General features: G+C 39.8%; 9 protein-coding genes. 1 reads left to right on the plus strand and 8 read right to left on the minus strand.

Annotated elements, in window-relative coordinates; all coding sequences use genetic code 11:
- Positions 1-118 precede the first annotated feature (118 nt).
- Positions 119-1,456 (plus strand): vanadium-dependent haloperoxidase, encoded by a 1,338-nt coding sequence (locus tag CLV48_RS09175; RefSeq protein ID WP_245889513.1) that lies wholly within the window; start codon positions 119-121, stop codon positions 1,454-1,456.
- On the opposite strand, the gene CLV48_RS09180 is transcribed toward CLV48_RS09175, so the two are convergent.
- The 8 genes from CLV48_RS09180 to lpxK form a co-directional block, all read right to left on the minus strand.
- On the minus strand, positions 1,428-3,287 hold the full coding sequence (locus CLV48_RS09180) for an FAD-dependent oxidoreductase (protein ID WP_106566983.1): 1,860 nt from the start codon (positions 3,285-3,287) through the stop codon (positions 1,428-1,430). The genes CLV48_RS09175 and CLV48_RS09180 overlap by 29 nt on opposite strands.
- 232 nt (positions 3,288-3,519) lie before the next feature.
- On the minus strand, positions 3,520-5,121 hold the full coding sequence (locus CLV48_RS09185) for a SusD/RagB family nutrient-binding outer membrane lipoprotein (RefSeq protein WP_106566984.1): 1,602 nt from the start codon (positions 5,119-5,121) through the stop codon (positions 3,520-3,522).
- Positions 5,122-5,123: 2 nt separating this feature from the next.
- Positions 5,124-8,180 carry a SusC/RagA family TonB-linked outer membrane protein gene (locus CLV48_RS09190; RefSeq protein ID WP_211299921.1) on the minus strand — a complete coding sequence of 1,019 codons (3,057 nt, stop codon included), beginning with the start codon at positions 8,178-8,180 and terminating at the stop codon, positions 5,124-5,126.
- Positions 8,181-8,641: 461 nt separating this feature from the next.
- Positions 8,642-10,330, minus strand: a complete 1,689-nt coding sequence (locus CLV48_RS09195; RefSeq protein WP_106566986.1) for a GMC oxidoreductase — start codon at positions 10,328-10,330, stop codon at positions 8,642-8,644.
- Between the two features lies 1 nt (position 10,331).
- Positions 10,332-11,576, minus strand: a complete 1,245-nt coding sequence (locus CLV48_RS09200) for an ABC transporter permease (protein ID WP_106566987.1) — start codon at positions 11,574-11,576, stop codon at positions 10,332-10,334.
- A 113-nt stretch (positions 11,577-11,689) separates the two neighbouring features.
- Positions 11,690-12,271 carry a MiaE family protein gene (locus CLV48_RS09205; protein ID WP_106567164.1) on the minus strand — a complete coding sequence of 194 codons (582 nt, stop codon included), beginning with the start codon at positions 12,269-12,271 and terminating at the stop codon, positions 11,690-11,692.
- A 33-nt stretch (positions 12,272-12,304) separates the two neighbouring features.
- Positions 12,305-14,275, minus strand: coding sequence for a putative porin (locus tag CLV48_RS09210; protein ID WP_106566988.1), 1,971 nt, complete (start codon positions 14,273-14,275; stop codon positions 12,305-12,307).
- Positions 14,276-14,279: 4 nt separating this feature from the next.
- Entirely contained in the window at positions 14,280-15,320 is a 1,041-nt protein-coding gene (gene lpxK, locus CLV48_RS09215) for a tetraacyldisaccharide 4'-kinase (RefSeq protein WP_106566989.1), read from the minus strand.
- Between the last annotated feature and the right edge of the window lie 16 nt (positions 15,321-15,336).

The following is a 15,336-nucleotide window of genomic DNA, read 5'->3' on the forward strand; positions in this document are numbered from 1 at the left end:
AGGCTCCAGATGCATAACTATTGAAAATTTATCTAGATACCATACAGGCTTTTACCAAAACCTATCAGAAATTCAAATAATGCCCTTATTTATTCAGATTCATATTTTGAAAAATTTTATGAGGACTATTTTGTTCCTCATTCAATTACCTTTTTTGTTAATTTTTTGTATCAATGATACTATTGCACAGGAAAACAAAATAGAGATCTCCCATTACATAGATAATTTGTTCAATATCACAGAGGTAATGGTAACAGATGTAGCCTCTCCTCCGGCTGCAGCAAGATTTTATGCTTATTCTACTTTGGCAGCCCATATAGCTTGGTCCGAACTCCAAAATGTCCCTGTTAATCAACAACTTGTTCCTGCCAGTCTGATTGGAGAGTTGAAATTAAAAACCCCTCCAAATGGCCTTAAGCCGGAATTTATTGCAATTTACTGCATGTTGGAAGTGGGAAAAAAAATTATGCCATCTGGAAAACTTTTAACGGAAAAGCAGGACGAACTGGTAAAGAAAGCACTAAAAAACAAGTGGATATCAAGAAAAGCTCTAGCCCAACACCAGGAATATGCGCAATATATTGCTGCCGAAGTAATGAAATTAGCATATTCTGATGGCTATAATCAGCTAAGTACATTGACAAGGTACAGTCCCAAAAAAGGAGATGGATTTTGGTATCCTACTCCTCCGGCTTACATGGCTGCAGTAGAACCCGAGTGGAGAACGATTAGGCCCTTTTTCCTTGACAACATTAAGGAATTTAAACCATCACCTCCAGCTCCGTTTGACTTAGATGCGGGAAGCCCTTTCCATAATCAGCTAATGGAAGTATATGAAGCAACTTCCCATCTGACCGATGAGCAAATTTTGGTTGCTAACTTCTGGGATTGCAATCCTTTTATGGTTCAATATTCAGGTCATATGGCCATAGGAATTAAAAAGATTTCCCCTGGAGGTCATTGGATTGGCATTACAGGTATCGCAGCCCAAAAAGCCGGCTTAGACTGGAGAAAAACCTTATACATACACGCCCTGGTTGCCATGGGATTACATGATTCATTTATCAGCTGTTGGGAAGAAAAATATGACTCCGAACGTATACGACCTGAATCCGCTATTCAAAAGTATGTAGATGGAACTTGGAGACCTTTACTTCAAACACCTCCATTTCCAGAGTATACTAGTGGCCATAGTGTCATTTCAAGCACTTCAGCAGCAATACTAACTGCCTACTTTGGTGACAATTTTGATTTTATAGACAGTTCTGAGGTTTATTTTGGTTTACCAGAAAGAGCTTTTTCCTCCTTCTTCCAAGCATCCGAAGAAGCGGCTATTTCCAGATTATATGGGGGTATCCACTTTAGAGATGCTATTGAGGAAGGAGTTAAGCAAGGAAAAAAAATAGGGTCATTAATATTGGAAAAAGTCAATCCTCAAGTAAGCCTTGCAGATTAACCGGAATAGCAAAAGGATTTAAAATATTATCTACCAAAACCGCCACTTGCAACCTGGTAAGTCGTTGATCTAAATTGAACAAATCTTTTTCAAACCCTGCCTCTAACCATACTTTTTCCAAATCCCTAATTTCAATTTTGTCATCAATTTCCCTTAGCAATCCATGCAGGAAGCTAATTGTCAACATTTCTCCAGATGCGGACCAGTAATTGGACAAACTGGTATAATAGGGTCTCAGACCCTCTGCTAATTCAAATTCAGAAACTTCTTTTTCAGGGTAAAACCAAGTTTGATTGGCCCATTTGTAGGGCACACCAAATCCTTTTAAAATCCCCGTAGCTCCAATCTTTTGTATAGATTGGAAATGCTTATGCTTAGGATTGACATCAATATACGGCATGATATAGGCATTTGAATTCAAAATATTTTGCTGCACAGATCTCACCGAAACCTCCTGGAGGTTTTTACCCTCCAATAATGCTGTGGCGGCTATGGCTCCTGCAGCTTGACCAATACCTAGAACTACTGGCTGCAACCTACTTGCACCATTTACAATATTGGATACTCCTATATTCTTTTCAGCCACTATTAAATGCGTGGATCCTTTAGGAATCAAACTTCCCATAGGAACATTATAAGAAGGCACCCTTATCTTTATAAAATCAATCTCTGGAGCCTCGGGGTTCATTTTATGATGATGATCTATGGTGTAATCTCCTACGGCGACCCCAGTCTTATACAGGGATTCTGATTGCTTAAATGGATCTAATACATGAGGAAGGGTCAAAATACTTTCGGTCAATGTCCTTCGTGACTCACGGTGATAGGGAATAAAAGGTAACTGATCTTCTGTTGGGTATTCATCATCTGCCAATCCCAAATGTTTGTATCCCAACTCATGTTGTATATAATACACAAATCGCAATGAATGCAGCTTAGCCTCTTTTAAGGCCTCTTTTCTTTCAAAAGGGTTAAGCTCTATAATATTCATATATATGTCATTGCCACAATTTGGCCAGTTGATCATGTATTTTCCATTAGGCAACTTGCCATAATTGAGCATTTTTTGGCAATCATTGGTAGGATCATCAAATGAAGTAGGGTCAGCATGGTCACAGGCGCATGCAAAAACTGTCGGGTCATACCCTTTAGGTTTGGGTATAGTCATATCCTTTCCTTGTCCAAAATCCTTCAGGGTTACCACATAAGTAATATCCTGCACAATATCATTGGCTTGCTCAGGGGCATATTGCTCGCCAAACCTATCCCTACTGTCCATACCTACATAATAATCTAATTTCAAAGAAGCGATTACATCCCCAAGCTCTGAAGCATCGATAAGCATTTGTGCAAAGACTATATTCTCCTCTTGGTCTTTCAAATAAACAACTTTCCATTTCCCTTCTTCATGCTTAATCTCTTTCCAGATTGCCTCTTGAATTACTGTCAAGGAAGTTTGCTCTTTCACCCATTCCTGAAAAAATCTATTGCCTATGGAAGGCTCAAATAAAGTATTGGAAACCCAGCCAGTCTCAACAGCTTTCGGACCACCATAATGCGCATATAGTTTCTCCCTGAATTCCCCCCAAATTCCTGAAGGCATTTTATGATTCCCATCAATAGCAGATACACCTGCTGCTGTCAACATACCTCCAAGCCATGGAGTTTCTTCCAAAATCAAAGTTTCTATACCCATTCTGGAAGCTTGGATTCCTGCAGAAACCCCACTCGCTCCACCACCGATTACCAATAGCTGCACTTCTTTTTGGCCCAGTACGGGTAAGGAAAAACAAGTCAATAGGAAAACAATTATTAAACTTCTTATTTTCATGATTTACAAACTATATAGATAATGGGATTAACGTCTAAAATAGGTTTAAAATTTTTACCTAAATGAATTTAAATTATACGCTTGAAAACACCAAAACAGTTTTATTAAGAACTCCAGTCAAAACTAACACATGATTTTTTCCTGACGATTCACCAGTTCTAATTACTGAAAGTAGATAAAAAAAGGTACCACTATTTATGGCACCTTTTTCTATTTAAGAAGAACCTAGAGATCAATTTCCTCCATCCCACCAAGTTCTTGTAATCCAATTATCTCCTCCCATACGGGTAACAGCAGCTCTTAATGACTCACCATTGGTTGATGATTCACCAGCCGGATAAGGCTGTCTTCTTGGAATTTGGCCTGAACTGAAATTTCCGGGGAAGTTAACGGGAGTCAATTCTGGGAATCCGGTACGTTTCCAATTGTTCCAAGCTTCCAAAAAGTTTGCAAATAAACTGGTTGTAGCCCAAATCTGCTCATTAATCATTTTCAAAGAGGCATTTGCAGAACTTACATTTAAAGGGTTGGCATTAATATAAGCTGTAGCTGCCGAAGCAGAAACTGTTTCACCGCCGAATTTTGCCATGGAGGTAAAAGCGCCCAAGACACCTTGTCTGTAAAAGTCAGCTGCTGATCCCGGAACAAAACCCCTCACAGCTGCATCAGCCAATAACAATTGTACTTCTGCATAGGTCAAAAGAAACACAGGAGCGTTTCTTCTTCTGTAAATTGCTGTTGGCCTAGAGTATGCTCCAATAATTGCTACATCGCCCCCTGAGCCTGTTGCACCAGGAAAATTCGGGTGATTTGAAATATCAAATGAACCACCCCTTAAATCAAAACCGTTAGGCAGGCCAATCTGAACGGCGGGATCATTATTCCCAACTACCAGTCCATTCCTGTTGGCGGCTAGGCCTGCAGGTGGCACTTCTGCGACAATTCTTAACCTGGGATCATTGGTGTTTTTTAAGTAATCAATCATTAATTTAGACCAACGTACCTCATAGATATCATCAGGAACATTCAAGGCATTGGCACTTGAATTAGAATAGCCATTGGCTTCATCAGAGGGTACTAAAGCATCATCATCAGCTGATGTAAATACTCCACCTGCAACTGCTTTTTGAACCCATGACTGAGCTCCGGAAGCATTGACCTTGGTCAGGCGCAATCCAAGCTTAAGCATGAGGGAATATCCAAATTTTCTCCATTTAGTAATATCTCCTCTGTACATGACATCATTTCTGAGCTGGTCCCCGGAAGCACTCAATGAATTAAGGGCCGCTTCAAGGTCACTGAGCATCTTATTATATACATCCGCCTGACTGTCATATTTCGGTTGTGAAATACCTTGCTGGGCCTGAAGCGCCTCTGAATAAGGAATATCTCCGTAGGTATCCGCAACAACTGAAAGAGCACTTACCTTCATGATCTGGCCAACTGCATTAAGATTATTCAACCCTCTTTGCTGTGCCAATATCTGCATCTGATTCAACCTGGAAGAAAGCGAAAATCCTACGTTCCAGTTACCTTCGATATAGTTTGGCGTACTTGGAGAGGCTACGTATTTATCTGCATTGGAATAATAATTGGCGCCACCAGTTGAAGTAGAAGCCAAAGCCTGAATCCACATGCTTTGAAACAAAATCGGCCCTGAATAACCAGTGATTAAATCCCCATGCTGAAAAGTAGCAGTAGGAAGGAGTAAGTTAGGATCAAAAACTGATCCTCCAGGTCTATTTGGATCCGTGTTTAGCTCTTCAAATCTTTCATCACAAGATGTGATTACTAAAATGCTACTTAGCAGAAATAAACTTATATACTTTTTCATAATTAGTTCAATTTGAAGTTTAAGTTAAATCCTATAGAGCGTGTTGGGGGCAAAGCAGTACCTTCTATACCAAAAAAGCCAATGTTTGATCCGAATTGGGCTTCTGGATCAATATTTTCAGCTTTCCTCCATAAGATTGCCAGATTTCTCGCAACAATAGAGGCCGTCAAGCCTTTAAAGACTGGAACAGAATTAAACACGGATGCAGGGAAGGTATATCCCAAGGTTAACTGACGAAGCTTGATAAAATCACCGTCAACAACACTTGTACTTGTTATGTTTTGAACAAGTGCCTGATAGTACCTTTCGGCTGGAGCAGTAAACTCTCCAGTAGTTACTCCCCCTTCTCTTCCAACTAAAGTGTTTTGGTGCAATCCACGGAAATAGGCATTAAATTCTGTGGCAGACAAGACTTTATTTCCAAAGTTGTAATCCACCAAAAATGAAAACCCTATTCCTTTATAATTAAATTCGTTATTCCAACCTCCATAATGAGTAGGAAGTACTGAACCCCAGTTTTTAAGTTCTCCGCGGACCGGCAGACCGTCTGCATTTACCACTATGTTGCCATTGGCATCGCGCTGATAATCAAAAGCTCTAATTTGAGGTCCTGGAAGTCCCGGAACGAAGGCTGTCACAGCATTTCCCAGCATCTGTCTGGTTTGACCGAGATTGATAGGAGTGTTTTCCAAGTTTGTGTTCAAAACTTCATTTCTGACATTAGTGAAATTTAAGGTTGATCTCCAAGTAAAGTTCCCTGTTTGAATAGGTGTACCTGAAACCATCAATTCCAAACCTCTATTGTTAACAGATCCAGTTGCTACTACTGCACTTGAGAAACCTGAAGAAATACTGGTTGTGGCAGGCATGATCTCATTATTTGTGGTTTTTGTAAAATAGGCAACATCTAATGACAAGCGGTTTTTGAAGAAGACCAGATCAAAACCAACTTCTATTTCATCAGTAGTAAATGGTTTTAAGAAGAGGTTTGGCAAAGTAAGGGGGGAAGAACCAGCCGCAATACCATTAAATGTGTTCGCTGAACTGAAATAAAACTGGGTTTGATAAGCATCAAATGGCTCGCCACTTGTTACAGCGTAACTCGCCCTAAACTTTCCGAAATCCAATGCAGGAACCTTCAAGAATTTATCAAAAAGGAAAGCACCTGTAACTGATGGTGAGAAGATGCTGTTGTTGCCAATAGGCAAGGTACTGTAAACATCATACCGTCCAGTGGTAGTCAAGGTCAGGAAATCTTTATATCCCAATCCAATAGAGTAAAAACCTGAAAGAACTTCCCTTTCATTGAAACCATATCCCCTGTTGAATACATCCACATTGAATGGAGAATATAATCCGGGGATTACAAATCGAGAACCTCCCACACTAACTTGTTCAAACCTGTTGTTTCGGAAAGTACCTCCCAACAAGCCATCAAAGGTAAGGTCATTGGTGATTTGAAACTCAGATCCAAATATCGCATCGATATTTGTTTCTGATCTAGTGGACAATCCTCTTCCTCCAAGATTACCTCTTTGTTCCTGTGTATATGCTAAGCCTGTCGGTTCAACGTTGAAAAAATCATCATTTTGAACGTCATTACCAACCCGGAATAAAGCATAAGTTTTGGGTGTGAAATTATAACGAGCTGCCAAAGCCGAAATAGTTCTATTTCTTCCTCTGTCATTTATTCCATTGGCAGTAATGAAGTATGGGTTAGTCACGAAAATATCATCACTGAATACAATTTCTCTTCCATTTTCGTTGAATCCGGGAGAAAAAATACTAGGACGGATATTTGGAGCTAGGAATAAAAAGTTATTAGGATTTCTTGGTCCATCACTCAAAAATGGAATATTGGTATTCTTTTGATCCAAATAATTGACCATTGCTGAAATATTCAATTTATCGGTGATGTTCTGATCCACATTTAGGTTGACACTTAACCTGTCCATACCACTATTTGGAACAATAGAATTTGATCTTAAATCAGAAACTGACAACCTAAATGAACCATCATTACCAATCCCTTTTGAAACTGCCAAAGTATTGGTAACCAGTGTCCCGGTACGGTAAAAATCCAACCAGTTATCGCTGGCAGGCTCATACGGATATTGATTGCCATCAAAACCTATCACATTGCCACCCATTCTTTCTCCCCATGCAAATCTGCCTGTGGTTTGTGCGTCTGTGGCAGTCTGAGGACGTCGTCCACCGGTACCCTGACCATACTGCTTCTGGAAATTGGTGAAGTCCATAGCCTGCTCTGTCATTAAGTTGAAATTATATGTCAGTGTCCAGTCACTGCCTCTTTTAGCCCCTTTTGTGGTGATCATAATCACACCATTGGATGCTCTTGCACCATACAATGCAGAGGCAGCCTGCCCTTTCAGGACAGTCATGGATTCAATATCATCAGGGCTTAAATTACCTATCCCGTCACCGTTATCACTTCCACCCCATTGACCAGCAGACCCAAGCTGGGTATTGTCCATAGGTACACCATTAATGACAAACAAAGGAGATCCTGTACCAGAAATACTGGGAAGCCCCCTTAGAACTATGTTTGCCGTACCTTGTGGACCACTATTCGTTCCTCTGACTACAAGACCGGCTACCTGACCAGTAAGGGAGTTGGCCACATTGGGTTCACGGGCAAGATTCATTTGATCACCACCTACAGTAGTGACAGCATAACCAATCCTTTCCTTGTCCTTTGTCAATCCAAGTGCAGTTACAACAACTTCACCCAGAGCCGTTGCATCTTCCTGTAAAGTCAGATTCAGTTCTGTTCTGTTGCCAACTACTAATTCCTGGGTCTGAAAACCTATAAATGAAAAGACCAAAGTAGTGGAATTGGTTACTTGAATTGAATACCTACCATCCAAATCAGTGGTAGTACCTGTATTAGTCTGCTTATCCAGGATATTCACCCCTGGAATCGGCTCACCGGAAGGGTCAGAAACCTTTCCGGACAAAACCCTGGTCTGTGCATTTGCTTGAAATTGAAAAACAATTGACAGAATCAGTGCTAGCATTAGTTGTAGAACTCTGTTCATAGAATTTATTGGGATTTAATTTAACTGGTTTCTCTTAAATAAGTCACGGCAGGCTTTCAAATCTAATTCATACTGCAAATAATTATATTTAATTCAATCTAAAATCTTCAAATTAAACAATCAAAGAATTTTATTATCCAAATAGATAAGTCCTCCAATTTAAATAAAAAAAATATCAAGATAAAACAATGTTCATTTTTTTTACTAACTACACCAATTTTTACAATTTATTTTCTACTTGTAATATTCTTAAGCTATTTTTTTAAAAAACAGAATGAGGATTTGTAATTTTAATAAAAACACACTTATTTATCTGAGGTTCTAATTAATGGAAACTCATTAAAAACGCACTTTTTGGAGCATGCGCGAATTGTAATAATGCCTTTATCCCAACAGGAAAGGATTTGAGAGATAAATTGAAAATAATTCTTTTGATTGTTACAAAAATTAGCCTGAAGGGCTTAAATATCTCCTTTTTTCAATGCCTTTACAGCAAAATCAACCGCTCTTGCGGTCAAAGCCATATAGGTAATGGAAGGGTTTTGGGTACCTGTCGAGGTCATACAGGATCCATCCGTTACAAAAACATTTTTACAATGGTGCATTTGGTTCCATCCATTCAGCAAGGAAGTTTCTGGATCTCGTCCCATTCTCACTCCGCCCATTTCATGAATATCCAGCCCAGGTGCCTGTTTGCTGTCTGATTTACGGATATTTGAACAGCCAGCCTTTTCAAGCATCGCAGTTCCTTGCTCAAAAAAATCATTTATTATCTTTTCATCATTTTCATCATAGTCCACCTTTATCTTAAGAAGAGGCATACCCCACTCATCCTTCTCAGACTCACTCAGGCTAACATAATTGTCAATTTTTGGAATAGTCTCTCCCTGCATCATCATAAAAACATGCCAAGGTCCAGGAAGGGAATTCCTCTCTTTAAACCCTGGCCCAAAGGATTCCTGGGGCTTTGCCCCCCAACCACTTCTTCCAGCAGAGTAAAAAGTCATATATCCCCTTAAAAAATCCATTTCTTGTTTTTTGACATTCCTAAAATTGGGCATCATCACAGCTGTGGGTCTCCTGCCGAAATAATAATTGTCCTCATAGCCTTCAAAATCGGCATATATATTTCCTCTATAATTATGAAAAGCAATGTATTTGCCCAAAAGACCATTATCATTACCTAGGCCATAGGGAAATCTTTGGGATTGACTGTTCAAAAGAATTAAATTGGAATTGAGTGCCGCAGCATTTAGAAAAATGACTTTTGCATAATATTCTTTGGCCTCTTTGGTGACCCTATCAATGACCCTTACTCCTGTAACTTTTTCTTTTTTATCGTCATAAATAATAGAATGGACTACAGAATCAGGCCTGACAATTAGGTTACCAGTTGCGGCAGCAGCAGGAAGGGTAGATGAATTTGAACTAAAATACGCACCAAATGGACAACCCCTATAACACTGATTTCTAGCCATACACTGGCCTCTGCCCTGTTGTAGATGATGGTCTTGGGGCTGGGTAAGATGCGCACATCTGCCAATCATCACATGCCTGTCTTTGAATTCTGAAATAATTCTGTCACGGATCACTTTCTCCACACAGTTCATTTCCCATGCAGGCAAAAATTCCCCATCCGGAAGGGTCTCCACACCATCCTTGTTTCCACTTATCCCTACAAATCTTTCAACATAACTATACCAAGGAGCTAAATCTTCATACCTGATGGGCCAATCTACTGCAAAACCATCTCTTCCTGGGCCTTCAAAATCATATTTGCTCCAACGCTGCGTCTGCCGGGCCCAAATCAATGACTTACCCCCAACCTGATATCCTCTTACCCAATCAAAGGGTTTTTCCTGAATATAGGGATGTTCCTTATCCCGAACGAAAAAATGAGCAGTATCTTCTTTGTAAGCATAACACCTGTTTACTACAGGATTCTCAAGCTTATCGGTCAATGGTATCCTATTCCGATGCGGCATTTCCCAAGGGTCAGAAAGCATAGTAGGGTAATCTGCTTTATGCTCAACATTTCTGCCGCGCTCCAAAACAAGGGTCTTCAAACCCTTCTCACACAATTCCTTTGCAGCCCAGCCCCCGCTAATCCCTGAACCTATTACTATGGCATCAAAATTACGGGTATCCATTTTATTCGTATCTAAGTGATTCTATTGGATCTAATTTGCTTGCCTTTCTCGCTGGAAAATACCCTGATGCAAGCCCAACAAAAATACAAATGACAAATGCTACCATAATCCAAATCCAGGGAATTAAAAACCCACCCGGGCCTATGGCATTCGCTACGATATTTCCAATTCCGATCCCCAATAATACACCTAAAATTCCTCCTATGATGCAGATAACAATCGCTTCTATCAAGAATTGTTGCCTGATCCTTAAAGGAGTGGCCCCCAAAGCTTTTCTAATTCCGATCTCCCTGGTTCTCTCTGTTACTGATACCATCATGATATTCATCAATCCAATAGCCGCACCCAATAAAGTGATAAATCCAATAGTGAAACCGCCTATCCTAAGGTATCCTGCCACCTCCTCAAGACTCTCTCCTACCGATCGGCTTTTTACTATCTCAAAAGAATCTTCTTCACCCACCCTATCTTGTCTGATTTTGCGCATAATACCTGTAGCCTGACCCATTTCATAATCTAATTTAAGAGGATCAGAACCACTCACTGTGACGGTATATCGAAATGTACCTCTGCTATCCAATCGGCTTGCATTTTCAATAGGGATAAAAATCGCCCGGTCCGGTCCAGGACCTCCACCCACACTTCCCTGTTTTTCTAGAATTCCCACAATAGTATACCTTCTTCCAAATACAGTTATATAGTCATTGAGAGGATCTTCATCCTTTCCAAACAAGGATTCAATGACATCCGTACCTATTACACATACACCGTTTCCATATTGGACCTCAGTTGCACTAAAATTCCTTCCTTTTTCTATTTTGATACCTTTGATATTAAAATATAGGTCATCAGCACCTGTAATCCTCACATTGGGATTGGTCTTTTTGGAACCTCTCTTTACTTCTGCAGCTCCGGTGACAGTGGAAAAAATAGTGGATGGTGCTATAGAATTAAATTCTTCCTGAAATTTTACTGCCTCTCTATATTTTAAATTGGGATAAATCTTTTCTGATTTCCCTTCCTGTACTGCCGCTCCACCAGATGTCCCACGGGATCTTACATCAAAATTACTTGCACCCAAACCCGAAAAACTCTCTTCTATCTGAGCCTTGATGCCATCAATAGCTGTAAGCATACCAACAAGTGAAGTAATGCCAATTGCAATAATGGTTCCCGTAAGGATGGTTCTCAACAAATTCACCTTTACTGACTTGAGCGCCTCCTTAATATTTTCGACCAAATTCATAAACTGTACGAAATAGAACGGTTTAATTTAAAAATCAACCTAAACGACATTAATATTACTCAAGTATTCTGAAAAAATAAGGGAATACTTAAATTTTTCTACTCCCGGCTTTTTCAGTGCATTCTATCACCCCTCAACTCCAGGCCTTCCAAAACTTCTGCCTCATATGCCAACCACTCCTTCCAACGCGCATTTACTTTCTCCTTATCATATAAATTTCTCGCCAACTCAATGAAATTAACATAATGTCCTGCTTCTGAAACCATCAATTCATAATAGAATTTTTTAAGTTCCTCATCCTGAATATGCAGGGAAAGTAATTTAAACCTTTCACAGCTCCTTGCCTCAATCAAAGCATTCATCAAAAGATATTCAGTAAGTTGTTGTTCCCTACTGCCTCCCTTTTTCACAAACTGGGAAAGTTTAACTACATATTCATCTTTGCGTGGCTTCCCCAATGGATAACCCCTTTTCTTTAGATGCTCCATTACCCTCTCAAAATGACCCCATTCTTCAGCTACAACTGGCGTCAGGGTATTTACAACCTCTTCAAAATCAAAGAAGTTAACAATAAGTGAAATACATGAAGAGGCCGCCTTCTGCTCACAATAGGCATGATCTACCAATATATCCTCAATATTCATTCCCGCTATATTCACCCACCTAGGATCAGTGGGTAACTGCAGATGTAACATTTTCTGCCTCGTACTTTCTTCCCAACTCATAAGTCAATCAAACAAAGGCCAACTTATTCCAATATCCAAACTTCTCCTCAATCCGGTAAAGTAAGGCGTAACGAAATAACCCGGCTGGTTCATCATATTTATATTCAAATGATTCATCCTTAGCAAAATCCTTGTTCTTTGTATTCTGGCATTTAAAAAAAAGTCTAAAACCGGGTAGGCAAAGACATTGAAATCATTCTGCAAAAAAAACTGCTGCATAGAAGGATTATAATTGAAAGCAAAATAATCACTTCTATACCTTCCCTCTAAGCCAATTTGCACAAATAGATTTTCATTGAACATTGGACTGTCAAAATAAATCCTTGTATTAAGAACAAGTTCTGGGATCCTAAAATTATCAGCCCCATCACCAGACAGGAGCGTATAGTATGCCTCGGATTCCCAAAATAGCTTCTTACGGAAATTGAACATGGATTTAACACCCGGAATCAACATAAAAGCCTCTCCACTTGCCTGACTTGCCTGTTGCTCCTCATTAAAATAAACAAAATTGTTGACCCTGTTGATGGCCAGATTTGGTCTAAATGCCCAGCTTGAAAAGTCCAACTTCATTACTCCTTTTATCTGATCTACACCAATATTACTGAAATCATTCTCCCATTGATGGTGATTGCCTGCATACATCATCTGCATCGAAGTGGGTTTGTATAAGGCCTTGGTATAAGATGCTTCCAACCATGGTGAAACAAAAAGTCCTTTGATTCGGAATGCGCCAGGTATCAAGTATTCCCCTTCTGCCTCAAAGCTCCATTGGTCATTGATTTGCCCCCTTAAAGCACCACCTAGAAAAAGTTCATTGAACCGGTTGGGCGAATCAAAAGCAGGACTTGCCATATTTCCGCTCCTGAACCTTAAGTATGCATTATAATAAAGTGGGCCAATATCACCCTTAAATCCTGCTTCATTTCTCCATTCCCTAAACGCATTGAGGTTCAATGTTGTATCATTGTCATTAAACCGCTCCGGGTTGAATAAATTGAAGAACACAGAATCTGCTGTATTAAGATTTGAAAAAAAGAACACTTCTTGCTTCTTTCTATCAAGAATATGATAAACCTGCCACCCTTTGACCAGTTCAAATTCATGGTATAAGTGTAATTCTTGCCTCAGATCATTCACCCTGGAATTCCTCAGCCAGACCTTCGCATCTTCATAGGCAAAGAGAATAGAATTTTCGTCTATTTCAGGTGGAACAATCCCTCCCTGTTCCCTTACCTTATGCTTCATCCTGGAAAAATTTGCCAAAAGGAAATATTTCTCGTTTTCGGAACGGTAATTGGTGTGAAATGAGTAGCTGTTTTGTTCCGCAAAATTATCATCCCTAGCATTGGGATTGAGGGTTTTCCTTGCCCTTATGGTGCTGAGGTTAAAGCCGACATTCCAACGGGGATTCACATTTCTAGCAAATACCAAATCCAGAAGATTCCTGTTTCCTCCTCCCCAAAAAGCGTTCATCTGACTGAAAGGAGACTTAGTGTCATAGTACTTAATACTATCAGATGAATTATAATATAGGTCATAGACATGAAAACCTGAAGTGACACCTATCATTCGGGGAACCTCATAAAATATTGGGATAGCCGCACTACCAACATTTCCAAGATCCTGATACAGCCAGCCTGATTTTGCTACTGGTTCATAGTAATGGAAATTATTTAGAACTGTATCAATCTCATATTTTTTGACCCGATTCCTTTTGACATCTTTTTCAAAAAAATACAGGGAAGTCTTTGGACCAAAAACCATTTTGGTAGAATCATCAATCAGCTTCTTCCTGCCTCCTTGCTCGCCTTGCCCCTCCTGTCCCGGATCGACCAGCTGCCTTTCTCGTGGCGCACCCGGAGGAACCTGCTGTCCTTGATTGGGTAGAGGCCTATTGGGAAATTGGGCCAGGACATCAATAAGCCCCACCCAAATCAAAAAAAGAAATAAAATAGAAACTTTTAATCTCACTGAGCTATGCTTTATTGGCTACAATTTGATTCAATTTATCTTTCAGCCAATCCAAAATCTCACTATCAAGCTGAACCTGAATGGGCAGGACAAAAATCGGAATTTCTGACAAATATTTTTGGAATGCTTCATTTTTAAGTTTTGCCGCATCCTTTTCGGTAGTCAAGACCATACAATTCTCCCTTGATTTGGCTAGTTGTTGGATTCTTAAAACGTCTGAAACTTTATAGTAGTAATGATCGCCAAAACTTAATCTTTCAACTACCTTATAACTTTTAGATACTTCTTGGTAAAGTAATCTGTCATTTGCTATTCCCGAAACCAAAATTACATTTTTATTTTCTTCAAAGGATTCACCAAATAGTGGAAACGGCTTTCCATATCTTATTCCAGCGAATGCAATTTTCCCTTTAGTGTATTTACAAATGGTTTCACGATACCGGTTTTTTACTTCCTCCGAAACCCCGGCAGGGGTTTTGGTTACGATTACCAAGTCTGCCCTGTCAGCACCTTTGGGATCTTCCCTTAAGGTACCTAATGGCAATATACTGTCTTCAAAAAAAGGTTTTTGATAGGTAGTGAGCAAAATATTGATATCTCCTTTGACATATCGGTGTTGAAAGGCATCATCCAAAAGGATCAAATTGGTTTCAGGCCGCAAGGAAATTATTTTAGAAATCGCCTTCACCCTGTCCTCACCTACAGCCACAGTTAGGCATTTCCCATATTTTGAAAAAATCTGGAAAGGCTCATCTCCAAGCTCATCGGGTCCCATATGGACCTCTCCGATTAAGAAACCTCTTGATTTCCTTCCATAACCTCTGCTTAATGTAGCAAGTTGAAAATCATCTTTCAAGTACTCAATCAGGAGTTCTACCATAGGCGTCTTACCAGAACCTCCTACATTGAGATTGCCAACCACTATGGTAGGGACGGAAAAAGAAATACTCTTTTTTAGACCCTTGTCAAATAATCTGTTGCGCAGAGCAGTCACTCCTCCGTAAAGTAAAGCAAAGGGATATAAAAGTGGATCGTACCAGCGCATTCGCTAATTTTCTTAA

This window comes from Cecembia rubra (assembly GCF_003014575.1).
GTDB classification, from domain to species: Bacteria; Bacteroidota; Bacteroidia; order Cytophagales; family Cyclobacteriaceae; genus Cecembia_A; species Cecembia_A rubra.